Here is a 24407-nt window from a genome sequence, read left to right as displayed (position 1 = left end):
AGAAACCGATTTTATGATGACAAGCCAATGAGTTAGTGCTATAGTTAAAGAAAGAAAACCCACGTGGATTGTTACTGACTCGATCAGGCAAGACCTAAATAAGAAAGCGCTATTCTCGTTTTAGCAGCGGCTCTTATTTAGGTTTTTTGTTTTTTTATCGGAGATTTTTCAGTAACCAGCTAGGTAGGTTTATCAAAAGAAAACAAAAGGAGAACGAGCAAATGGCAAAATTTCCAGAAAATTTCTTATGGGGTGGCGCGACCGCAGCGAATCAATTAGAAGGGGCGTTCGATCGCGATGGCAAAGGATTGTCAGTGGCGGATGCAATGCCTGGCGGCAAACAGCGTTTAGCGATTTTAGGTAGTGATACGTTTGATTGGACGATCGATGAGGACAAATACACTTATCCAAATCATCGCGGGATCGACCATTATGACCGTTTCAAAGAAGACATTGCGTTGTTTGCAGAGATGGGCTTCAAGAGCTATCGTTTTTCTATCGCTTGGACACGTATCTTTCCAAAAGGCGATGAAACGACACCAAACGAAGCTGGGCTAGCATTTTACGATGCGCTGATCGATGAATGTTTGAAATACGGGATCGAGCCAGTGGTTACGATCTCCCACTATGAAATGCCTTTGCATTTAGCCAAAGAATACGGTGGCTGGAAAAATCGAGCATTGATCGATTTCTATGAGCGTTTTGCAAAAGTCGTCTTGGAACGGTTCCACAGCAAAGTCAAATACTGGATGACCTTCAATGAGATCAACTCTGCTTTCCATTTCTCTGCATTGAGTCAAGGAATGGTCAACAGCACGGGTGCCAGCGACTTTACAAACGTGATCCAAGCGTGGCACAACCAATTTGTTGCCAGCAGTAAAGCAGTCAAAATCGGCCATGAATTAAACCCAGAGTTACAGATCGGTTGTATGATCATTTATGCAACGACTTACAGCATTGATGCGAACCCAGTCAACCAAGTGGCGACGATGATCCATAATCAAGCCTTCAACTACTACTGTGCCGACGTGCAGGTACGTGGAAAATACCCATCCTTTACGGATCGTTTGTACAAAGAACACGGCGTCAATAAAGAGGATCTTGAGATTACCGAAGAAGACTTAGCCTTGATTGCTGAACATACTGTTGACTATGTTGGCTTCAGCTACTACATGTCTTCTGCCGTGGATATCACCACAGAAGAAGCCGATGAAGTGCAAGGAAACTTGTTAGGCGGCGTCCGCAATCCATTCTTAGAAGCAAGTGAATGGGGCTGGCAAATCGACCCAGAAGGGCTGCGCATCGCGTTGAATGAATTGTATGATCGTTATCAAAAACCGTTGTTTATCGTGGAAAACGGCTTAGGAGCCATTGATACCTTTAACGAAGAAGGTAAGATCGAAGATGACTATCGTATCGATTACTTGCGCCGCCACATTGAAGCAATGGGGGAAGCGATTGCTGATGGCGTAGACTTGATCGGCTACACGCCATGGGGCTGTATCGACCTTGTCAGTGCTTCAACAGGCGAAATGAGCAAACGCTATGGCTTTATCTATGTTGACTTTGATGACGAAGGCAACGGCACGATGGATCGTTCCAAGAAAAAATCCTTCGATTGGTACAAACAAGTTATTGCAACAAACGGAGAAGAGTTGGCCTAAGTGTTTCGTTAGACTCACGGATGACGCAGGATCCGTTATAAAAGAAAACCGATCAACGGTGCTCCTATACTGGCGCATCGTTGATCGGTTTTTTGTGATATTTGGGTTTAACGGGTATGTTCATAGCTGTCTCGTAACAAAGATTGGAGTTGTTTTTCTGATACAGAGCCATCTAGTAATGCGGTGAGCCAATGGTTTTTATTCATGTGATAAGCGGGTAAATAGCCGTGACTTTGATTGATGATCGAAACCATTTCGGGCGCTGCTTTGACATCTAAAATCTCGATCATTCCCGTTCCTTCCAGGCCTAATTTCTGCTTTTCTACAGTCATCAGCAAGCCAAACCATTTGCCGCTTTTACGGTGCCGCAAGACTTGGTACTCGGGAAACTTTGCAAATGGATGGTCGATCTGAACATCATTGAAGGTCTGAGCGAATGCGATCAGACGGTTTTTAAGATCCATGGGTATCCCTGCCTTTTTATTCATTCAACTCCAGTATACTGTATTTTTGCCAATATTTCGCTGGAAAAGGAGATTGGGCTCTTTGGTTTAATGAGCCGTATCACCTGCTGCATCGATAGTAATAAATAAGGTAAAGTAGCAGGCGGTTTATTTTCTCAATTTGACACTCAGCTTTCGGCATTACTTGTCATTACATTCGATTACGATATAATGTTCTTACAGAGTAATTACAAAAACAGAGAGAGGAGTGCAACGATGATTACGAAAACAAGAAAACAAGGGAATTCCATTATGTTGACGGTGCCCAAAGACTTTGGTATTCCCAATGGTGTGGAAGTAGAAGCAAAGCTAGTAGAAAATGGAATCTTGTATGAATTTATTGAACCGGTAAAACCATTCGATGATTTCAGTGAAGATATCTTGACTGATATTATTAATGAGGGATACGAACACGAAGATATTTTATCCGAATTTAAAGCGCGTAAGAGTAAGATGATTTCTTCATTTAAGACAATTGCAAAGGATACTGCTACCGACGGGAAAGCAATGACCAAAGAGGAGTTGGCAACTGAAATTGGCTTATGAGGTGATTCCATCTAGACAAGTAGTGAATTATTTAAAAAAGTTGAAGGAGAAACCGCTGAAACAAAAGTTTCTTCATGTCATTTATGATGAAATAGCTGTCGAACCGTATAGCGGCGATCAAAAAAACTGGCGATTTAGCTGGAATCTGGTCGAAGGGTTTTAAGTATGCAGGGACAACCTGTCGTATTGCTTATGATGTGATCGATGACCAAGTGATTCCAGTCTTGTTATGTGGCACCCATGAGAATTTTTATGAACAGTTAAAGCAGTTAATGAAATAACTGGGGACCCGAATCGAAGAGTTGCGCGTAGGCGGACTCTTTTTTTGATTTCTATTAAAAAGTACAATAAGTGAAAGGTTCTAAGAAATGGATGCCTATGCTAAGATAGAAGAAACCGGCAGCGTAAATAAGCAAGTGAGGTGGTCGCTATGAAAACGACAAGTCAAGTATACATTCGTTTAAATGAACATCTATTTAAATGCAAAAAATACGATTTGAATTTTTTGATAACAAAACTTTTAATTGAGCGAATCGATGAATTTCCTGCGATCTATATTGAAGAAATCGCCTATGCTGCACAGACGACCCCTGCCAGTATCACTAAATTTTGTAAGAAACTTGGTTATGCTAGTTTTAAAGAAATGCGTAATGACCTCACGATTTATTTTGAACAAGAATACCATTTAGCAAATACGATGTTTGAAGGGATGCTAGCGAATCTCGATACAAAGAGTAAAGTATCTGAAATGGTTGACCAATTTTTAGCCCGAGAGTACATGGTCCAAAAACAGATTTTTGACCAATTTGATCAACACCAATGCACACGGATCGCAGAAGAAATGAAACGAAAAAAACGAGTGGCGATTTTGGGTAACAGCTATTCTTTTTCGGTTGTTAATCTCCTGCGGGAACTGCTTAGTCAAATGGGCTATATCGTTTTTGAAGTAAACCGTAATGCGGAAGATCAGCTGATTGATCAAGTATTGCGGGAAACAGATATTTGTTTTGTGATCAATCTAACAGGCAGCTGGATCGATAAAAAGGCCTATTTGCTTGAAAAAACGGCCTGTCAGAAAGTTTTATTGACGTTCAGCGAGCAAGCCGCTCAAAGTAATCTCTTTGAAGAGCGTGTCTTGTTTAAAGAGGTCGTTCCATTGATGTCATCGAATTATTACTCGCAAAAAGTGCTTCATCTATGGATGATTTTTATGATTATGAATATGAGAAAAGAGTAAACGTAAAAAGCTATTTTCCATTTTTGGAAAATAGCTTTTATTGTTTCCTTATGAGAAAGCGCTTATATTCAAGTTAAGATATATCTTAAAAAATTTAGGAGGATTTACTGATGGATAAATTAATGCAATTTATTGAAACCAAAGTGATGCCGCCAATGATGAAACTTTCTAATCAACGTCACTTGAGTGCTGTTCGCGATGGATTGATCGCAACGATTCCAATCACAGTGATCGGATCGATCTTTTTATTGATACCGTACATTCCATGGCCTCAATCCTATGTATCGTTTATGGGCAATCATCCCGACTTAGTGGCAAAACTGATCATTCCCTTCAATATGAGTATGGGACTGCTTTCGATCTATGCAGCTTTTGGCATCGGCGCACGATTAGCGCAAAGCTACCAACTGGATAGTTTGGCAGGGGGCGTTTCTGCAATTTTTACCTTTTTTACTACATTGACCTTCACTTCTTTAGATGAAGGAACGTTTATCTCTACGCAATATCTTGGAGGAGAAGGCATGTTCGCCAGTATTTTGACCGCTATATTAGCAGTCGAGTGCATGCGCCTTTGTAAAAAATACAATATCGGGTTTAAACTGCCAGAGCAAGTCCCTACGAATGTCAGCAGCAGTTTTGAAGTGATTATTCCCGTGTTTTTTTCAATGACGATCGTTTGGATCATTGTTCACTTGATCGGCTTTGACATCAATGCCCTGATTGCAAGTTTGATCACACCCTTATTAAGTGTTTCTTCCAACTCGTTAGCAGCACCCTTGGTCTATGTAGGATTGACTTGTATCATGTGGCTATTCGGGATTCATCCGCAAATATTAGCGACGGTGATGTTGCCGATCTGGCTAGTCAATTCTGAAGCAAATATGGCAGCAGCACAAGCCGGACAAGCGATTCCTAATCTGGGGGTACAGCCGTTTATCTTTACTTTCTTATGGATCGGCGGTGGCGGAGGAACCTTAGCACTTTGCGCAATGATGTGTTTCTCCAAATCAAAATTTTTAAAACAACTTGGTCGTCTCAGCTTTATTCCTGGGGTCTTCAACATCAATGAGCCACTGTTGTTTGGGTTGCCGATCGTTTTGAATCCAGCACTGGCGATTCCCTTTGTCGTGGCACCAATCGTGACCACTTTCGTGACTTATTTCGCGTTTGTGTCCAATCTTGTTCCCGGAATGGCGTATCCATTAGCGGCTGTGTGGACGGTTCCGAGTATTTTTTCAGCAGTGATCGCAACAGCCAGCATTCGCGGTGCTGTCTTAGTAGTGGTGAATTTCTTGATTTATTTGGGTATTTATTATCCTTTCTTCAAGGCCTACGAGCGCAAATTAGTGCTTGAAGAAGGTCAAACCGAAGCATAAGTCTATGAGATGAGCAATCAAATTTTGAGAAGAGGAGCAATGACATGAAGAAAAATAAGAAGCAATTTCCTGCCGATTTTTATTGGGGAGGTGCAGTTGCCGCAAATCAATTAGAAGGGGCCTATCTTGAAGGGGGAAAAGGCTGGAGCGTGGCAGACATCAATCGCTTTCGTAATGATATCGATATAAAAAAGAAAAGCAACAAAGAAATAACGACGGCAGACGTTGAATTTGCTTTAAATGATCAAGAAGGGCGTTACCCCAAACGGGATGGGATCGATTTTTACCATACATTTCGTGAGGATCTGGCACTCTTAGCCGAAACAGGCATGAATTCGTTTCGAACATCTATTAGCTGGGCGAGAATTTTTCCAAAGGGAGACGAACAAACGCCCAACGAAGAAGGGTTGCGCTTTTATGACGAATTGATCGATTGTATCCTTGAAAACGGTATGGAACCCTTGATCACCTTGTCTCATTATGAAATGCCGATCCATTTAGCGATGGCTTATGATGGCTGGTCAAATCGTAAACTGATTGATTTCTTTGTTCATTTTGCGCAAGTCGTATTCAAGCGATACCAAGGAAAAGTCAAATATTGGATCTTAGTCAATCAAATGAACTTGATTACCCATGAATCATTTAACCACCTTGGTATTCCCGCTGACCGAGTCGACAATCTGAAGCAAGCTAAGTACCAAGGGGTTCACAATGAATTGGTAGCATGTGCGAGAGCGATCAAAGTAGGGAAAGAAATTGATCCTTCTTTTCAAATTGGGATGATGTCTTATTATGGCAATGTTTATCCAGCTACTTGTAAACCGTTGGATGTTCTGAGTGCTCTCAAAAATAATCAAATGGAATATTATTATTCAGATGTACTTGCGCGGGGAACTTATCCGAATTATGCCTATCGCTTTTTTGAAGAAAACGGCATCGAGATTCAATTTGGGGAAAACGATGAAGCGGACTTCAAGCATACGGTCGATTTTGTTTCTTTCTCCTATTACTACACGCGGATCATTCATAGTGAAAACTACGGGAAAGAAGACGCAGCTTCGCCTAACCCTTATTTAGAAGCCAATGACTGGGGCTGGGCGATTGATCCAATTGGGTTACGGATTGCTTTGAATGAGTATTATGATCGGTACCAATTGCCGATCATGATCACAGAAAATGGTATGGGTTTTTATGAGACATTGAATGAAGAAGGACCGATCGATGATACGTATCGCATTGATTTTCTGAAACAGCACATTGAACAAATGAAAGAAGCAATCTATGATGGCGTAGAACTGATCGGCTACTATCCTTGGGGACCGATCGATCTTGTTAGCTGCTCCTCATCAGAAATGAGCAAGCGGTATGGGTTCATTTACGTGGATCTAGATGATTGGGGCAATGGTTCAGGAAAACGGTACAAAAAAGCCAGCTTTGACTGGTATAAGAAAGTGACGGCTTCTAACGGAGAAGTCCTCGATTAAAAAAAGCGGCAACGACGAAGCAGAAGCTTGATCGTTGCCGCTTTTTCTATAAGAGAGTCAGAAAAGGGAGCCGGCGTCATTAGCGTAACCGTTTCTGATAAAGCATTCGTGCCAAGAACCAGCTCACGACTACGATACCGCCGCACCAGCTAAAGGCACTGATCAAGGTGGTATCTTTCAAGTTTAACAAAAGCCCTCGCAAAGAATGGATGATCGGCGACATTGGTTGGTATTCAGCAAAAATAGCTAACGGGCGAGGCATGGTTTCCGTAGGGACGAAACCAGAGCTTAAGTAGGGCAACAGGGTGATCAAGACAGTAAACAAGGTAGCTGTCTCGGGGCTTTTGGCGATGAGACCAACCAGAACTGAGACCCAAGTAAAAGCGAAGGTGAAGCAAAAGATCAATAGGAAGGCGAGCCCCCAGCCAGCAACTGTGGCTTGAGGGCGAAAACCGATGACCATGGCAACGATCAATACGACCAAGGTACTGATCAAGCTCCGAAGGGTCGCGGCGAAGACATGGCCGTTTAAAAAGGCTGAGTTAGAAATATTCAAGGTCATCAGCCGTTCCACCATGCCGGATTTCAAATCTTCCGTCACCGTTACCCCAACGGAGGAAGCACTTTGGGCGATACATTGGACGAGGACACCGGGAACGACAAAATCGACATAAGAGGTATCACCGACGTTCATAGCGCCACCAAAAACATAGACAAAGAGGATCATTAAAATCGCTGGGGTCAAAATTCCACTTAGCAGAGTCTCCATACTGCGAATCGATAGCAAGAGGTTGCGTTTGAATAAGGTGTTGGTTTCTATAATTGCTTTCATTGGTTTCCTCCTTGGACAAGTGTTAGAAAAATATCTTCTAAAGAAGCATTCTTTTGATTAAAACTGGTGATGGTGATCGGTAGTTGATTGAGTTCCTGCAACAGCGTGAAGGAATGCTGGAAGTCTTGACTGACGGGAAATGCCAGAGAGAGACTGGACTCATTGACTTGCAGCGGAAAATCAGACAGATGCTGACGCACGGTTTGCAAGTGTTCTTTTGTCAATACGCTGATTTCCATCGTTTGCGAAGGGTGCAGTGCTTTGACTTCCGTTGGTGTTCCTTGCAAGATGATTTTCCCTTCATGTAAAATGGCGACTTGGTCTGCTAAAAATTCAGCTTCTTCTAGGTATTGGGTCGTCAGGAAAATCGTTCGTCCTTGAGCGGCGATCTCTTTGATCATGTGCCATGTGGCTAAGCGGTTTTGCGGGTCTAACCCGGTCGTCGGTTCATCTAAAAAGAGCAGGTCAGGTTCGCCGATAAAACTCATGGCGATGTCTAAGCGCCGTCGCATGCCACCAGAATAATTTTTGACGAGTCTGTTGCTGGCATCCACCAAATCAAAACGCTCTAACAACTGTTGGACGATCAACTGTTTGTTTTTGACATGGCGCAAGGCAGCAATCATCAGCAAGTTTTCTCGTCCGGTTAGTTCTTGATCGACGGCGGAAAATTGCCCCGTCAGACTGATTTTTTCGCGAATCGCTGCTGGATCTTTAGTCAAGTCGATCCCGGCGATCAGCGCGGTTCCTTGATCAAAAGGCAGGATAGTGGACAAAATTTTGACTAAAGTGGTTTTTCCAGCGCCGTTTGATCCTAGTAAGACAAATACTTCGCCAGGAGTGACGTCAAAAGTGACCTCTTTCAAAACGGTTTTGTCTTTGAAACTTTTTTGTAAATGTTTCACGTGAAGCATTTTCTTTTTTACATGGGTATCCATAGCTTTTCCCTCGTTTCTATAAGATAATTCAACTATAAAGGCTCTTCGGGAAAAGCAACTGCTTATTTCAATATATTGAAAAAGAAGGTGAAAAAATGAACAATTATGGTGCGACAGTGAAAGAGCTTCGCAAAAGCAAAGGCTTACTATTGAAGGAATTAGTGGATGAACAATTGTCGATGTCTTTGTTATCGCAATTTGAAAATGGCAAAACGACGATTTCCTGCGAACGATTTCATCGCTTGCTAGATAAATTGGAAGTGAGTTTTGCTGAATTTCAGCTGCTGCATACGGGGGAGCATCATTCGGAGGCTCAAAAGCTAATGGTCGACTATGTCCGTTCGATGGGGATCGAATCTATTGATGAAGTACCTAAACTAAAAAAGAAATATCAAAAGCTGACCGCCTACTTTCAACGACATTACTCCTTGGAGCTGGACCACTTCTTACAACTGATCCGTTTTGACTACTTGATGAAAGAGGAGCTTTTTAAAGGGGTGCCCATCCAGGAGGCGTACCCGAAACACAATTATTGTTTGGACTCTGCAAAACATTACTTGCTGAATACCGATACATGGGGTGTTTATGAGCTGCGGCTATTTGCCCGCGTAGCAGTTTCGATGGAGCCAGCTTTGCTTTGGCGCTGTTTGACGATCGCCATCAAAAAGAGTCAGCGCTTTGCAAAAATCCCCGGCAACAAAGATATTCTATACAACACGTTTGAGACGGTGTTTTCCGTCTTTGCTGTTTTTGATGAGGTGGATTATGCGGAAAAGACCTTTCATTTATGGCGAGATCATGTTTATGAAAAAGAACACATTGAGCAAGCGATCTTTATGCCGTTTTTTGAAGGCTGGACATGTCTATTAAAACAAAACAAGCCAAAAGCGGCGGACTTAATGCAACAAACGTTAGATCAATTGGAAAGATTAGGGATGAAGACCACGTTTTCCATGTATCAGTCATTAAGCACGTTTGTTTTAAAGGAGGATTTCCCGGGAATTTTATTGAGTGATCCTTTGCTTTCTGAGGGAACTCGTTACGGGTGGGAAGAGCCCTAAAAAGCTATATTCCGCTGATGAAAGCGCCTTATGTTTAAGAATCGGAGAGGAAGTGATTAAAAATCAGTAAATGCAAGCAATTTGCTTCTTTTTTACTGATTAGAGGAGTATATTCGAAGTTGGAATTTTTCTTTCTTTAGAATTATTTTAATGCACTTTTTTATGAAATAGGAGGATGTAGGATGGATATTGTGACACTAGCGCGAATCCAGTTTGCGATGACGACGATTTTTCACTTTTTCTTTGTACCGTTTTCGATCGGAACTGGTGTCGTCGTTGCAATTATGGAGACACTTTATGTGATCAAAAAAGATGAAAAATATCGCCGGATGACGAAGTTTTGGGGAAATATTTTTCTATTAAGTTTTGCTGTCGGGGTCGTGACAGGGATCATTCAAGAATTTCAATTTGGGATGAACTGGTCAGACTATTCTCGTTTTGTCGGGGATATTTTTGGTGCGCCCTTGGCTTTGGAGGCTTTGTTGGCGTTCTTCTTAGAATCGACGTTCTTAGGACTGTGGATCTTTACATGGGATCGGGTCAGTCCCAAGCTGCACGCCACCTTTTTCTGGTTGGTGACGCTTGGTTCGATGCTATCGGCGTTTTGGATCTTAGCTGCCAATAGTTTTATGCAGCATCCAGTGGGGTATACCTTGAACAATGGCCGGGCAGAAATGACTGACTTCGGTGCATTATTGGCAAATCCACAAGTGTGGTATGAGTTTTTACACGTGATCACCGCAGCCATCACGATGGGTGGGATCATTGTTGCTGGTTTATCAGCCTTTCGTCTATTGAAGAAAGACAAAGACATTGACCGCGATTTCTTCAAAAAATCAATGCGGATCGGTTTTGCGGTGGCATTGTTCGGTTCATTCACCGTCTTGCTAGCCGGGGATGAACAAATGAAATACTTGGTTGAAGAACAACCAATGAAATTTGCCGCAATGGAAGGAACTTATGAAGATACCGGGAGTCCTGCGGCTTGGACTGTCGTTGCTTGGGCGAATGAAGCGGAACATCACCAAGTTTTCGGTATTTCGATTCCATATATGTTGAGTATCTTAGCCTTCAATGAACCCTTCGGCTCAATCGATGGGATGGATACGGTCAATCAGCAATTGATTGAAACCTACGGCGACCGGAATTACTACCCGCCGGTCAACACACTCTTTTGGAGCTTTCGGATCATGGCTGGTTTTGGTGCCTTGATGCTGTTGGTTTCTGGTCTGGGGTTGTATTTTACGCGTAAGAAGAAACCATGGCTCTTTGAAAAACGCTGGTTACTTTGGGTAGTGGCAATCACTTTGTTCACCCCATTTATTGCCAATACAGCTGGTTGGCTGATCACGGAGTTAGGGCGTTACCCATGGACGGTTTACGGCTTGTTTACGATCGAAGATAGTGTGTCACCAAACGTTTCCGTGACCTCTCTCTTGATCTCAAATATCGTTTACTTCCTCTTATTCTCTGGCTTAGGCGGAACAATGGTCTATCTTGTGAAACGGGAAATGGATCATGGACCTGAAAAAGAAGCCTTTGGTGAAATCAGCCAAGGAGACAACCAAGATGGGTACGAAGACCCATTTGATAAGGAGGCGTTTGAAGGATGACCGGTCTGCAATTACTATGGTTCACGTTGATTGGGCTTTTATTTTCCGGATTCTTCTTCTTAGAAGGGTTTGACTTTGGTGTGGGGATGTCTGTGCAGACATTGGCTCACAATGAAGATGAAAAAGACCAGATCGTTAAAACGATCGGGCCTGTCTGGGATGGCAATGAAGTGTGGCTATTGACCGCCGGCGGAGCGATGTTCGCCTCATTTCCATACTGGTATGCTTCTTTGTTCAGCGGTTTTTATTTGATTTTGCTGTTGATCTTAGTTGGGTTGATCATTCGTGGTGTCTCCTTTGAGTTTCGAGCGAACTTCCCGAAAGAGCACAAAAACATTTGGAACTGGACGTTGACGATCGGCAGTACGATCGTACCGTTTTTCTTCGGTCTGATGTTTGTCAGCATGATCCAAGGAATGCCTTTGGGTGAAGATGGCAACATGACCGCAACCTTTACGGATTACGTCAATCCCTTTTCAATCGTTGGCGGGATCGCGTTGACCTTGTTGTGCTACTTGCACGGATTAAACTATATCGCTTTGAAAACGGAAGGTCCGATTCGGGCACGGGCACGCAACTATGCAAGTATTTTTTATGGCATCCTATATGCAGGCTTAATCGTCTTTGCTGTGATGCTTTACTTCCAAACGGATTTCTTTGAGAATCATTTTGCGACAACGCTTGGTTTGTTGCTTGTGATCGTTGTACTGACACTGATTGCAAATATCGGCGTCTTTAAAGGCAAAGAAATGATGGCTTTCATTGCGAGCGGCTTGACGTTGATCGCTTTGGTGGCATTGATCTTCACAGGGTTATTCCCAAGAGTCTTGATCAGTTCGATCGATTCAAGCTATGACCTGTTGATCGCTGATGCGTCTTCAAGCCGCTACACATTGAAGATCATGAGTTATCTTTCACTGACGATCTTGCCTTTCGTCTTGGCCTATACGGCTTGGAGTTACTATATCTTCCGTAAGCGGATCAGTCATACGGAGGCGTTGGAGGGGTATAAATGATTGATAAACAAATCATGAAGCTCCCAGGAATGAAACAACTTTTAGGGCTGCTTGCGGGACTTTCGTTCCTGCAGGCGCTCTTCATTATTGGGCAGGCGTATGGATTGGCACGTGCCATCACTGGCTTATGGGAAGGACGACCATTAGAGGAACAGTGGGGCTGGATTCTGCTGTTCTTTTGTTCGTTTATCGCCCGGCAAGCCGTTATCTATTTCCGTTCCAAAAGACTCGATGATTACAGTTACCAGCAAGCCGCCGATTTGCGGGATCAATTGTTGGAGAAATTGTTTCGGGTCGGTCCTCAGATCGCACAACAACAAGGGACGGGAAATGTAACAACGATGGTCTTGGAAGGGATCAATCAAGTTGAAAACTACTTGAAATTGATTCTTGCCAAAATCATGAATATGTCGATCATTCCTTGGGTCATTTTGGCACTCGTTTTTTATCTGGATTGGGAATCCGGCTTGGTCTTGCTGTTGGTGTTCCCCTTGATCATCATTTTTATGATCATCTTGGGCTATGCCGCCCAAAGCAAAGCGGAAAAGCAATACCGTACCTTTCAACTACTGTCCAATCATTTCATCGATTCTTTGCGAGGGATCGACACGCTGAAATTGTTTGGGGTCAGTAAAAAATATGGCAAAAGTATCTTTGCTTCCAGCGAACGGTTTCGGAAAGCGACGATGGCTTCATTAAAAGTCGGTATTTTATCGACCTTCGCCTTAGACTTTTTCACGACCTTATCGATTGCCGTCGTGGCAGTCTTGCTAGGCTTGCGGCTGATCAATGAAGGGATCTTGCTGTTTCCGGCGTTAACTATCTTGATTTTAGCACCAGAATATTTCTTGCCAATCCGCGACTTTTCCAGTGATTATCATGCAACCTTAGACGGGAAAAATGCGATGACTGCGGTGACGGAGATCTTGCATCAGCCGGAAGCCCAAGTACCGGCAGTAACGGTGCCTCGTTGGCAGGAAGACACCCAGTTAACGATTGATCAGCTGGCTTTTTCCTACGAGGAAAAAGCAGCTTTGAGGGATATCAACTTGAACGTGACTGGCTTCAAAAAGATCGGGATCATCGGTCTGAGCGGTTCTGGCAAGTCTACCTTGATCAATACTTTGAGTGGCTTTCTCGTGCCAGACAGTGGCGAGATCACTCTTGGAGGAGCCCAAACCATGGCCTTTCGCCAAGCAAGCTGGCAAGAACAGCTGATCTATATTCCGCAAAATCCTTATATCTATCGGTTGACCTTGCAGGAAAATGTCGCGTTTTATCAGCCGACAGCTACCAAAGAAGCCGTACTGAAAGCCATTGAAGTGGCAGGTTTGACTGAGCTTTTGGCAGAGCTGCCGCAAGGGTTAGACACGATGTTAGGAGAAGGGGAACGGCATCTAAGTGGTGGACAAGCCCAACGGATCGCGTTAGCCCGTGCCTTTTTAGACCAGCAACGAAAGATTCTTTTGTTTGATGAACCAACGGCTCATTTGGATATTGAAACCGAAGTGGCCTTAAAGGAACGGATGCTGCCGCTGATGGAAAACCGGTTAGTTTTTTTTGCAACCCATCGCTTGCACTGGATGGAAGAAATGGATGAAATCATCGTGATGGATCAAGGAAGAATCGTGGAACAAGGCACCTTGACACAACTGCAGCAAAAGCAAGGTGCTTTTACAGAACTAGTCAATGGAATGAGGAGGGAACAGCTTGAATAAAATCGGCTTATTGCGCTCATTGAAAACCGATACCTGGGTCAAGCCTTTCTTGTCAAAATACAAAAACGTTTTGGCGTTGGCCTTATTCCTAGGCTTCTTGACCTTTTTCTGTGGCGGTGCACTGATGTTTAATTCGGGGTACCTGATCAGCCGCTCGGCATCGATCCCAGAAAACATTCTATTGGTTTACATCCCGATCGTACTGACCCGAGCGTTTGGGATCGGCCGTCCAGTCTTTCGCTATTTGGAACGGTTGACCAGTCATAGCTGGGTCTTGCGCATGACCTCTAATTTACGTTTGAAATTGTACAACGTAGTAGAAAAAGATGCGATCTTCTTTAAGCAAGCGCATCGCACGGGGGATATCTTGGGCTTATTGGCAGAAGATATCAACCATATTCAAAACCTGTATTTGCGGACGATCTTTCCTACTGTGATCGCTTGGATCTTGTATGCGTTCTTGATCATTGGACTCGGCTATTTTTCTTGGTGGTTTGCTTTGGTTATGCTGCTGCTATTAGGAACCATCGTCTTTGTCTTGCCACTTTGGTCGGTGATCATCAACGGCGCGCGGCAAGAAAAGCAAAAACATATGAAAAACAACTTGTATACGACACTGACGGATAATGTATTAGGGGTTTCTGATTGGGTCTTCTCTCAAAGAGGGAGCGAGTACGTGGCTGCCCATAAGGAACTGGAAACGCAGTTGCGGGCGGTGGATGAACAGATGCTGTCCTTTGATCGCCGGCGTGATTTTCTTTTACAAAGCATCTTTGGGGTGATCGCTGTCGCATTGCTGCTTTGGACCAGCATTCGCTTTCCAGGTAACCACGGAGGAGCAGCCAACTGGATCGCTGCCTTTGTCCTGTGTGTCTTTCCTTTAGTTGATGCATTTGCGCCATTACCGTCAGCTGCTCAAGAAACCAATCGGTACAAAGACTCCATCGATCGCTTCAATGCATTGCCAGAAGAAAATCGCCAAGAGGTCTCCATGGAGCAACCGTTAGTACCTGAAGTGACGGGTCTCGTGTCGATCACAGTCAAGGACTTGCATTTTCAGTATCCTGAAGGCAAAGAAGTGCTTCATGGGCTGGATCTAACGATTCCTGCGCATCAAAAACTAGCAATCCTTGGCCGCAGCGGTTCTGGGAAAAGTACATTTGCCTCCTTGTTGCGAGGCGATCTGCAACCGACGCAAGGGTCGATCACCTTAAATGACGTGCCAGTGACGGCATTGAGTGAGTCAATCAGTGACTTGATCGGTGTCATCAATCAAAGTCCCTATCTTTTCCATACGACCATCTTGAATAATATTCGGCTAGGCAATGAGTCGGCTTCGGAAGAAGAAGTCTGGCGCGTACTGGAGCAAGTCGGGTTGAAAGAAATGGTGGCAGCTTTGCCTAATGGCTTGGCGACGATGGTGGATGAAGCCGGCTTGCGTTTTTCCGGCGGGGAACGGCATCGTTTGGCATTGGCGCGGATCTTGCTAAAAGACACCCCGATCATCTTATTGGATGAGCCAACCGTCGGCTTAGACCCAATCACGGAGCAAGGCGTACTTGAAACCTTTTTCCAAGTGCTGGAGAACAAAACGATCATTTGGATCACCCACCACTTGCAAGGAATTTCGATGATGGATCGTGTGCTTTTTATTGAAGATGGTCAGTTGACCATGAGCGGAACACCTGCCGAATTGGCCGCAGAAAATAAACATTTTCAACACTTATTGGCCATTGACCAAGGACGACGATAAAAAAGAGCGTCCATCAATCAGTGATGGACGCTTTTCTTATCATTGCGCTATGGCTCAGTAATTGCGCTGCAAGAGCAGTTCAGTTAATGAACGAATTTTGGCTTTGCTAGGTGCTTCTGGCAGCAGATCGATGTCGTCTAAGGCTTTTTGCGTGTAGGTGACCGCGAAAGCGCGCGCTTTTTCGACACCGCCGTAACGGACGACAAGATCCGCAACTTCTTGGGCTTCTGCCAAGGAGAGTGCTGCTTTTTTATTCAAATAAGGAGCGAATGCTGCAGGTGCCTGTTCTTTGGCAAATAGCAGCGGCAAGGTATAGACCCCTTGCGCCAAATCTTCTAGAATCGGTTTTTTCAAGGTGCCGCTATCAGAGGTGTAGTCGAGAATATCGTCGAATACTTGAAAGGCGATCCCGATGTTGCGACCGATCTCACCAGCTCGTTCTTGGTTTTCTGTGTCGAGGCCGCCAAAATGAGCGCCTTCGAGACAAGCGAGCCAAAACAGTTCAGCGGTTTTGCCGTTGATGCTTTGTAGATAGTCGTCAATCGATTCATGGATGTTGTAGCGAGTGTGCATTTGATCAAGTTCACCTAAAAGGAGTCGTTTCATGGCTTGTGCGTTGGTTTTTAAAAACGGGGAGCCATTCATACTTTCGATCAAAAGCTCAAAAAATTGGGTGAACAGAAGATCACCCGTGTAGACCGCGATATCCTTGCCATATTTGGCTTGAACAGTGACTTGACTGCGCCGCAGCGGCGAATCGTCAATAATGTCATCATGGATCAAAGTGGCCATGTGTAAAATTTCTAGAGAAGCAGCAATTTTTGTTAATTGGTCGGTTTTTTTATAATGGGGATCGCCTAAGTCAGCAAACAAAAAAAAGAGCGCTGGCCGCAGCATTTTTCCACCTGAATAAGTAAAGTCGATCAAAACATCTTGTATCTCTTTGTTACGAACAGTAACGTGTTCTTCAATGATGGAACATACGGTTTTCAATCGTTGTTCGATCGTCGGATAATCGATCCAAAAGTCAAACATAGTATAACCCTTTCTAACAGTCATTCAGCCCTTATTCTAGCGTAAAGGGGCGTGATTGACTAGTTTAATGCACTCACTAAAGGAGGTGGAGTTGTGACGCTACCTGTATTTTTAGAACTTGTCGAATTTAAAGCAAAAACCGCCAGTATTTTGCCATTTTTTATTGGTGTCTGCTACAGCTGGTACAATTATCAAACGATTCATCTTGGCTATGTCTTGTTGTATTTCATTGCCATGCTGATTTTCAATATGGCGGTGGATATTTTAGATAACTACAACGATTACCATCATGCCACAGAAGGGCATGATTACAAAGAAAAAACCAATATTATTGGTCGGGAGCAGTTGTCTGTCAAATTGGTTTTTTGGTTGATGGTCTCCATGATCATCCTTTCCGCCGCCATGGGGATCGCCTTGGCAATGGTGGTTGGCTGGCAGCTCTTTTGGATGGGGCTGTATTGTTACCTAGTCGGGATCTTTTATTCCTCTGGTCCACGGCCGCTTTCTAGTTTGCCTTTAGGCGAGTTCTTTTCCGGCTTTACGATGGGCTTTATGATCTCATTGATCTGTGTCTATCTCAATGCCTATCAAACCTTTGAATGGAACATTGCCACGATTGGCAGTATTTTCTTGATCTCATTGCCCAACACATTATGGATCGCCAACTTGATGCTGGCAAACAACATTTGTGATCTGGAAGAGGATGAAAAAAATGAGCGCTATACGCTGGTGCATTACCTTGGTAAAGCCCGTGCGTTGAAATTATTTATCGCGATGAACGTCTTGGCGTTTGTTGCTATCATTGCCTCAGTTGCCCTCAACATTGCGCCTTGGTCACTGGTTCTGACCTTTTTCGCGGCGCCCTTTGTCTGGCAACAGACAAAACGATTTATGCAAAAACAAATCAAAAGAGAGACCTTCATTTGTGCCGTTCGGATCCTTGCGGTCGGAGCATGCGTACAAGTGCTGAGTTTTGCGATTGGTTTGATTTTATAATTTTTACAGCAAAGAAAGGAAGTAAGGAAACATGAAGGAAGTTGTCATTTTAGGAGCAGGGTATGCTGGATTGCGAGCATTGCACGTACTGCAAGGAGCAAAAGAAGCGTTTCACATCACATTGATCGACAAAAACGATTATCATTATGAGGCAACCGATCTTCATGAAGTTGCGGCTGGTACGCAACCAAGAGACCGCATTTGCTATCCCATCAATGATGTCGTTCGTCCCCAAAAGACGAGCTTTGTTCAAAAGGAAGTGGCGTCGATCGATCGTAACCAGCAAGTGATCGTTTTTAAAGATCAATCCACGTGCACGTATGATTATTTGATCGTGGCGTTAGGCTTTGAATTAGAATCATTTGGGATTCCTGGTGTCGAGGAGCATGCGTTGGAAATGGTGGATGTCGACTCCGCAGAAAACATCTATCATCATTTGTTGAAACAAATGAAGGCATACAAAGAAACACAAAATCCTGACTACCTAAAAATCGTTGTCTGCGGTGCTGGTTTTACCGGAATCGAATTGCTAGGTTCATTGGTGGAAAACCGTAAAACCTTTGCGAAAGCAGCAGGCGTCAAGCCAGAAGACATCAAACTGTATTGTGTCGAAGCAGTGACTCGTTTATTACCGATGTTTGATGAAAAACTATCGGATTATGGGATCAAAAATCTCGTTAAATGGGGCGTGAACTTCCTGACTGGTAAACCCATCAAATCAATCAAACCGGGTGTCGTTGTCTATCAAGATGATGCCGATACAGGAGCAACAGCTGAATTATCAGCCAAAACCATCGTTTGGACCACAGGCGTCAGCGGCAGCCATGTGATGGCTGAATCAGACTTTTCTGCTCGTCGTGGTCGTGTGATGGTCAATCAAGACCTAACAGACCCTGATCATAGTAACGTCTATGTTGTCGGTGATGTTTCAGCAGTCATGGACCCAGCGACCAATCGCCCGTATCCAACAACAGCTCAAATCGCTTTGAAGATGGGGCAGCATGCGGGTAAAAATATCTTACGTCAAATGAACGGGGAAAAACCAACAGATTTCCACTTTGAATCATTAGGTTCAGTGGCGTCTATCGGCAATACCCATGCCTTTGGCTTAGTAGGGAAAATGGGCATCAAAGGCTATCCCGCTTCCGTGGTGAAAAAAGCCATTATGGACCGTTCCTTGTACCAAACCGGTGGGGTCAAAGAAGTATTGGCGAAAGGCCGCTTCGACTTTTATCATTGAGCAATAGAAACAGCAGACTGCGAGGGTGACCTCGCAGTTTTTTTTCAAAAAAAGCAGCAGGGGTATCCCGCAGACTACTTTTTTCTCCCAGAAACTGCTATGATAGCCAAAAGAACAGAACAAAGGAGCAAGGACAATGCCAGAAGGCCAACGAGTGTTACAGGGAATGGGAACAGTGATCACGATTTGGGTGCAGCATGAAACCCCAGAAGTGATTTTAGAGGAAGCAGCCAAAAGAGCTGCGGCCTTTGAACAGCGTTTTAGTGCCAATGACCCGACGTCTGAGTTGATGCAGATCAATCAGCAGGCAGGACAAGGAGCGATCGCCGCCACACCGGAATTGGTTGAATTGATCGCACTAGGGAAAACCCATAGCTTGCCAAAAGATAGCTACTTAAATATTGCCATCGGTCCTTTAGTGCAGGAATGGCGAATCGGGTTTCAAGATGCCCATCTACCAACGCCTGAGAAAATCGCTGAACTGCTGCCAAAGACTGATCCCGCCAAGATCGTTTTGGATGAAACGCTGCAGACCGTTGGGTTAGCTGCCGGCATGAAGCTTGATCTAGGGGCCGTTGCGAAAGGGTATTTTGCTGATTTGTTGATGGCGTATTTCAAGCAGGTCGGTGTCACAGCCGCTTTGATCGATCTTGGGGGCAATGTGGTGACTTACGGCGATGCCCCGAGCCATGCTGATGGCTATTGGCGGATCGGGATCCAAAATCCGTTCTTGCCAAGAGGGAATTTTGTCGCCGCGTTGAAGGTACACAATCAGTCAGTCGTTACATCAGGGATCTATGAACGAACCTATCAGGTAGCGGACAAGACCTATCATCATATCTTTGATCGAGAAACGGGCTATCCGTTAGAGTCAGCCATTGCCAGTGTCACGATTCTATCCGACAAATCGGTTGATGGAGAGATTTGGACGACCCGCTTATTCGGCAAAGAGCCACCAGCCATCTTGCAGGAGCTGGCGCCGTTAGAAGGGATCACTGGATTAGTCATTACCAAACAAGGAGAACTCATCTATCCGCAAGAATTAGCACGTTTGATCGAAACGCCAACAGCAGAATGAAAACAAGCAGCGATCACCTAGGAATATAGGTGATCGCTGCTTGTTTTTTTTGTAAAAAAGGAAAGTTAGACGTGGTGCAAAAAGGCCTCGATCAAGGCGGCTTCGCTGTTTGACAATGCCCGTTCGGCTTGGTGGGCAATAAAATAGGTGAGGGACAAGAGTTCCTCTGGCATTGGATAAAGATTAAAAGGGGTCGCGGTCGCTGCTTGTAGCACGCTTTCTGGTACGATCGCAATCCCAAGGTTGTTTTCTGCCAATGCCGCTGCTGTATAAATATTGCTGCTTTCTATGAGAACCGTCGCCTCTACTTTGTATTTTTGCAGCAATTGATCGATTTGGCGCCGAATCGCCGAGCCGCTGGCGGTCAAAATCAATGGACTTTGCAGCAAGTCTTTGACGGCCAATGAATCAGGCGCTAAATACCGCCTCCCTGGTTGATACAGGGAAGAACAAGGCGGAATGATCGCTAGATACCGTTCTTGATTGGTACTGTGGACCGTTAGATTCGGTGCGATCGTCTCAGGATTTTGTCCGATAAAAAAGTCCAGCTGCCCATTCAGCAGGCGTTTTTCATTGTGCTTCGGCAGGTCTTCCCGCAAGAAAAAGTGCACGTTGGGATAGTGTTCATAATACGCAGGCAAAAAGAGCGGCAGCAGGTAAGAACCAAGGCTTGGCAAGATGCCTAAGCGCAAAGAACGCTTCTCGGTCGCGGTATACCAAGACAGCCGACTTTTCAATTTGGCAGATTCTGTTTCCAAGGTTTCTAGATATTGATAATAGATTTTACCAGCTTCCGTCAGTTGAAAATGTCCCGGCTGCCGATTGATGATGGGGGTCCCTAGCTCTTGCTCGGCTCGTTTCACGGTTTGCGTCAAGTAAGGCTGTGAAATGTAGAGATCTTTGGCGGCTTTGGTGTAGTTGCTATGCTTTAACAAGGTATCGAGGTATTGCAGCATCAGATGGGAATCTTTAAGTGCCATCGCGTTGTCCTCCTAGTCATTTTTCTCATTATAACAAATTTGTTATCGATAGATAATTAAATAAATATTTCACAAATAAAGAATTCAGCCGTACACTTAATGGGTACTTGGGGAAGATTTTTTTGTTTAGGAAGAAGCCTTTCATCTCAGTAGGTCGTAAAAATCAACTTGAGAAACGATTGAAAAAAGAAATCAAAGCCAATGGTCAAAAACTTTTTATTTTTTGTCAAATGTTAAATTATTCACAATTAGGAGAGATGATAATGAAATTGATTGGAATCGTAGGAACCAACTCGACGCGTTCGACCAACCGTCGCTTACTGCAATTTATTCAAAGCCATTTTAGTGACCAAGCGGAGATCGAACTTTGCGAAATCAGTGATCTGCCGGCATTTAATGAACCAGAAGATCGGACGGCACCAGCGGCAGTCCAAGCCTTGTCAGAGAAGATCGAAGCAGCAGATGGGGTAATCATCAGTACACCAGAATACGACCACTCGATCCCAGCGGTGTTAAAAAGCATGATCGAATGGCTTTCTTATACGACGCGGCCTTTGATCGATAAACCAGTGATGATCACGGGTGCTTCTCTTGGTGCATTAGGTTCATCGAGAGCCCAAGCCCACTTGCGTCAGATCTTAGATGCGCCTGAAGTAAAAGCCCGAATCATGCCGAGTGCGGAATTTTTGTTAGGGCATTCCATGCAAGCCTTCGATGAACAAGGAAACTTGATCGATAACGAAAAAGTTGCCGAACTAGAAGACTGTTTCAATGAATTTGTCTTGTTCGTCGAAATCACGAACCGTCTGGTCAGTGAATATTCAACGGCTAAAGAACGAGCAAAGAAATTTTCGTGGGAACAAGCATAAGAAAGAGAGGAACTAGTCATGAAATTTGTCGGCCTAATCGGAACGAACGCCAAAAAATCGACCAATCGCCAATTAGTAGCGTTTATGCAGCGAGAATTTGCTGCCCTAGCAGAAATTGAACTGCTGGAAATCAAGGATGTTCCAATGTTCAATGAAACACAAGATCAAACCAATAGCGAAGTGATCCAACGGTTAAATAGCAAGATTTTAGCAGCCGATGGAGTGATTATCACAACACCAGAGCATAACCATTCGATTCCTTCCGCATTGAAAAGCGTCTTGGAATGGCTCTCCTTCAATCTCCATCCCTTTGATGGCAAACCAGTGATGATCGTCGGCGCATCCTACGATGTGCAAGGCTCCTCCCGAGCACAGCTTCATTTGCGCCAAATCCTTGACGCTCCAGGTGTCAATGCGACAGTTATGCCAGGAAATGAGTTCTTGTTGGGACGTGCGCATCAAGCCTTTGATGAACAAGGCAATTTAAAAGATCAACGAACGATCGACTTTTTGGAAAGCTGTTTCCGCAAGTTCGTTCGGTTTACGGAAGTCGCCAATTTGTTGAACGTACCAGAAGAAGTCGTTTATGAACCTGGTGAATACACCGTCACGGCCTTGGGACATAACGGGGATCTGCCAATGGTCGTCAAATTAAGCGAAGAACGGATCGAAGCCATCGATATCGATACGTCTGGTGAATCAGAAGGGATCGCTGATGTCGTTTTCGTACGGATTCCTCAAGAGATCATTGAAGGGCAAACCTTGAATGTCGATGCGATCTCTGGTGCTTCGGTTACTAGTAACGGTGTCGTTGATGGCGTAGCAAAAGCCGTGAAAATGGCTGGTGCGAACCCAGATGTCTTGCGCAAACGTCCAAAAGCCGCCAGTGCTTTGCAAACAGAAGATGAAACGTATACTACCGACGTCGTTGTCGTAGGTGGCGGCGGCGCAGGTCTGAGTGCAGCTGCCAGTGTGCTGCAAGCCAATAAAGACGTGATCTTAGTAGAAAAATTCCCAGCGATCGGCGGCAATACCGTACGTACTGGCGGACCGATGAATGCTGCGGATCCAAAATGGCAAAACGGCTTCTCCGCATTGCCTGGCGAACGCAGTGCTTTAGAAGAAGTGCTGACGATCGATGAACAAGACATCGATGCAGAATACTTGCCAGACTTCAAAGCTTTGAAGGCACAAATCACTGCGTATCTTTCAGAAACGACGCCAGAAAAAGAATACTTGTTTGATTCTGCTTTGTGGCATCGAATCCAAACTTATCTAGGCGGAAAACGCAAAGATTTGAATGGGCAACCGATCTATGGGAAGTACGAACTAGTGAAAATCTTGACGGATCAAGCATTGGCCTCAGTGAAATGGTTAGAAGAAATCGGCGTAGAATTTGATATGAACAATGTCGATATGCCAGTAGGAGCGAAATGGCGCCGTGGGCATAAACCAGTTAAAAACGAAGGGTATGCCTTTGTATCGGCTTTGCATCAATTCGTGAAAGAACATGGCGGAACGATCTTAACCGATACGCCTGTCAAAGAATTATTGATCGAAGATGGTAAGGTTACTGGAATCATCGGGGAAGGCCGTAACGGTCAAAAAATCACAATCCATGCCAAAGCAGTGATTTTGGCTTCCGGCGGGTTCGGAGCGAACACCAAAATGTTGAAACAATACAATACCTATTGGACAGAGATCGAAGACGATATCAAAACGTCAAATTCACCAGCGATCACTGGTGACGGGATCAAACTAGGGGAAAGTGCTGGCGCGGACCTTGTTGGCATGGGCTTTTCACAAATGATGCCCGTATCTGATCCGAACACAGGGGCTTTATTCAGTGGGCTGCAAGTGCCGCCAGCTAACTTTGTGATGGTCAATCAAAAGGGTGAGCGCTTTGTCAATGAGTACGAAAGCCGCGATGTATTGACCCAAGCGGCGATCGATAATGGCGGATTGTTCTATTTGATCGCGGATGAAGAGATCAAGAAAACCGCTTATAACACGAGCCAAGAAAAAATCGATAAGCAAGTAGCTGCTGGTACGCTGTTCCGTAGTGAGACCTTGGCTGGCCTGGCAGAGCAGATCAATGTCGATCCAACCGTCTTAGAAGCGACCGTTGCGAAATACAACAGCTATGTGGATGCTGGGAAAGACCCAGAGTTTGGCAAAGATGTGTTCGACTTGAAAGTGGAAAAAGCGCCTTTCTATGCCACACCAAGAAAACCAGCGGTTCACCACACGATGGGAGGATTGAAGATCGATCCGCAAACCCATGTGTTGACGAAGGAAGATCAAATCATTGAAGGACTGTATGCAGCAGGAGAAGTTGCTGGGGGGATCCATGCCGGCAATCGCTTAGGCGGCAATTCGTTGACAGACATCTTCACTTTTGGCCGGATTGCTGGAAAGACAGCAGTCGCAGAACATCTCGAATAAAAAGCCTTGCGCGTTGTGACTCG

The 24407-nt window shown here is 44.5% G+C and carries 20 protein-coding genes and 1 pseudogene; 16 read left to right on the top strand and 5 right to left on the bottom strand.

Annotated features, from left to right (window positions below):
• Positions 1–221 precede the first annotated feature (221 nt).
• On the top strand, positions 222–1664 hold the full coding sequence (locus tag IGI89_RS04645; RefSeq protein WP_005226517.1) for a glycoside hydrolase family 1 protein: 1443 nt from the start codon (positions 222–224) through the stop codon (positions 1662–1664).
• A 107-nt stretch (positions 1665–1771) separates the two neighbouring features.
• Here IGI89_RS04645 and IGI89_RS04640 read toward each other — a convergent pair whose 3' ends face one another.
• Complete coding sequence (locus IGI89_RS04640) at positions 1772–2128, bottom strand: MmcQ/YjbR family DNA-binding protein (RefSeq protein WP_005232842.1); 357 nt, start codon at positions 2126–2128, stop codon at positions 1772–1774.
• 255 nt (positions 2129–2383) lie between these two features.
• On the opposite strand from IGI89_RS04640, the gene IGI89_RS04635 reads away from it, so the two are divergent.
• The 5 genes and pseudogenes from IGI89_RS04635 (at position 2384) to IGI89_RS04615 (ending at position 6810) form a co-directional block, all read left to right on the top strand.
• Entirely contained in the window at positions 2384–2713 is a 330-nt protein-coding gene (locus IGI89_RS04635; protein WP_086298932.1) for an AbrB/MazE/SpoVT family DNA-binding domain-containing protein, read from the top strand.
• Positions 2703–2994, top strand: a pseudogene (locus IGI89_RS04630) (type II toxin-antitoxin system RelE/ParE family toxin). Before IGI89_RS04635 ends, IGI89_RS04630 begins: the two are co-directional and overlap by 11 nt.
• Positions 2995–3143: 149 nt before the next feature.
• On the top strand, positions 3144–3950 hold the full coding sequence (locus IGI89_RS04625; protein WP_008376679.1) for a MurR/RpiR family transcriptional regulator: 807 nt from the start codon (positions 3144–3146) through the stop codon (positions 3948–3950).
• A 110-nt stretch (positions 3951–4060) separates the two neighbouring features.
• Positions 4061–5326, top strand: coding sequence for a PTS sugar transporter subunit IIC (locus IGI89_RS04620; protein ID WP_008376678.1), 1266 nt, complete (start codon positions 4061–4063; stop codon positions 5324–5326).
• 44 nt (positions 5327–5370) lie between these two features.
• Complete coding sequence (locus IGI89_RS04615; RefSeq protein ID WP_438735378.1) at positions 5371–6810, top strand: glycoside hydrolase family 1 protein; 1440 nt, start codon at positions 5371–5373, stop codon at positions 6808–6810.
• 79 nt (positions 6811–6889) lie between these two features.
• On the opposite strand, the gene IGI89_RS04610 is transcribed toward IGI89_RS04615, so the two are convergent.
• A complete protein-coding gene (locus IGI89_RS04610) occupies positions 6890–7642 on the bottom strand; it encodes an ABC transporter permease (RefSeq protein WP_008376673.1) in 753 nt (250 codons plus the stop codon).
• Complete coding sequence (locus IGI89_RS04605; protein ID WP_087664747.1) at positions 7639–8580, bottom strand: ABC transporter ATP-binding protein; 942 nt, start codon at positions 8578–8580, stop codon at positions 7639–7641. Before IGI89_RS04605 ends, IGI89_RS04610 begins: the two co-directional genes overlap by 4 nt.
• 95 nt (positions 8581–8675) lie before the next feature.
• On the opposite strand from IGI89_RS04605, the gene IGI89_RS04600 reads away from it, so the two are divergent.
• The 5 genes from IGI89_RS04600 (at position 8676) to cydC (ending at position 15741) form a co-directional block, all read left to right on the top strand.
• Positions 8676–9641 (top strand): Rgg/GadR/MutR family transcriptional regulator, encoded by a 966-nt coding sequence (locus IGI89_RS04600; RefSeq protein WP_061053539.1) that lies wholly within the window; start codon positions 8676–8678, stop codon positions 9639–9641.
• 182 nt (positions 9642–9823) lie between these two features.
• Positions 9824–11254 (top strand): cytochrome ubiquinol oxidase subunit I, encoded by a 1431-nt coding sequence (locus IGI89_RS04595; protein ID WP_005232838.1) that lies wholly within the window; start codon positions 9824–9826, stop codon positions 11252–11254.
• The gene (gene cydB, locus IGI89_RS04590) at positions 11251–12270 is read left to right on the top strand and encodes a cytochrome d ubiquinol oxidase subunit II (protein ID WP_438735377.1); all 1020 of its coding nucleotides are present in this window, start codon (positions 11251–11253) and stop codon (positions 12268–12270) included. Before IGI89_RS04595 ends, cydB begins: the two co-directional genes overlap by 4 nt.
• Positions 12267–13988 carry a thiol reductant ABC exporter subunit CydD gene (gene cydD / locus IGI89_RS04585; RefSeq protein WP_438735376.1) on the top strand — a complete coding sequence of 574 codons (1722 nt, stop codon included), beginning with the start codon at positions 12267–12269 and terminating at the stop codon, positions 13986–13988. Before cydB ends, cydD begins: the two co-directional genes overlap by 4 nt.
• Positions 13981–15741, top strand: coding sequence for a thiol reductant ABC exporter subunit CydC (gene cydC / locus IGI89_RS04580; protein WP_438735375.1), 1761 nt, complete (start codon positions 13981–13983; stop codon positions 15739–15741). Before cydD ends, cydC begins: the two co-directional genes overlap by 8 nt.
• Positions 15742–15795: 54 nt before the next feature.
• Here cydC and IGI89_RS04575 read toward each other — a convergent pair whose 3' ends face one another.
• Positions 15796–16776 (bottom strand): polyprenyl synthetase family protein, encoded by a 981-nt coding sequence (locus IGI89_RS04575; protein ID WP_005226544.1) that lies wholly within the window; start codon positions 16774–16776, stop codon positions 15796–15798.
• 93 nt (positions 16777–16869) lie between these two features.
• On the opposite strand from IGI89_RS04575, the gene IGI89_RS04570 reads away from it, so the two are divergent.
• The 3 genes from IGI89_RS04570 (at position 16870) to IGI89_RS04560 (ending at position 20090) form a co-directional block, all read left to right on the top strand.
• Entirely contained in the window at positions 16870–17772 is a 903-nt protein-coding gene (locus tag IGI89_RS04570; RefSeq protein ID WP_438735374.1) for a prenyltransferase, read from the top strand.
• Between the two features lie 31 nt (positions 17773–17803).
• Positions 17804–19012, top strand: a complete 1209-nt coding sequence (locus IGI89_RS04565; RefSeq protein WP_438735373.1) for an NAD(P)/FAD-dependent oxidoreductase — start codon at positions 17804–17806, stop codon at positions 19010–19012.
• A 136-nt stretch (positions 19013–19148) separates the two neighbouring features.
• Positions 19149–20090 (top strand): FAD:protein FMN transferase, encoded by a 942-nt coding sequence (locus IGI89_RS04560; RefSeq protein ID WP_438735372.1) that lies wholly within the window; start codon positions 19149–19151, stop codon positions 20088–20090.
• 65 nt (positions 20091–20155) lie between these two features.
• Here IGI89_RS04560 and IGI89_RS04555 read toward each other — a convergent pair whose 3' ends face one another.
• The gene (locus IGI89_RS04555) at positions 20156–21070 is read right to left on the bottom strand and encodes a LysR family transcriptional regulator (protein WP_016611628.1); all 915 of its coding nucleotides are present in this window, start codon (positions 21068–21070) and stop codon (positions 20156–20158) included.
• 263 nt (positions 21071–21333) lie between these two features.
• Here IGI89_RS04555 and IGI89_RS04550 point away from each other — a divergent pair, with 263 nt between their 5' ends.
• Together IGI89_RS04550 and IGI89_RS04545 are read left to right on the top strand one after the other, a co-directional pair.
• Positions 21334–21939 (top strand): NADPH-dependent FMN reductase, encoded by a 606-nt coding sequence (locus IGI89_RS04550; RefSeq protein WP_008376652.1) that lies wholly within the window; start codon positions 21334–21336, stop codon positions 21937–21939.
• Between the two features lie 18 nt (positions 21940–21957).
• A complete protein-coding gene (locus tag IGI89_RS04545; protein ID WP_438735371.1) occupies positions 21958–24384 on the top strand; it encodes a flavocytochrome c in 2427 nt (808 codons plus the stop codon).
• Positions 24385–24407 lie beyond the last annotated feature (23 nt).

This window comes from Enterococcus sp. AZ141, assembly GCF_051714385.1.
Lineage (GTDB): Bacteria > Bacillota > Bacilli > Lactobacillales > Enterococcaceae > Enterococcus_D > Enterococcus_D entomosocium.
This window is presented reverse-complemented; position numbering and strand designations above follow the sequence as displayed.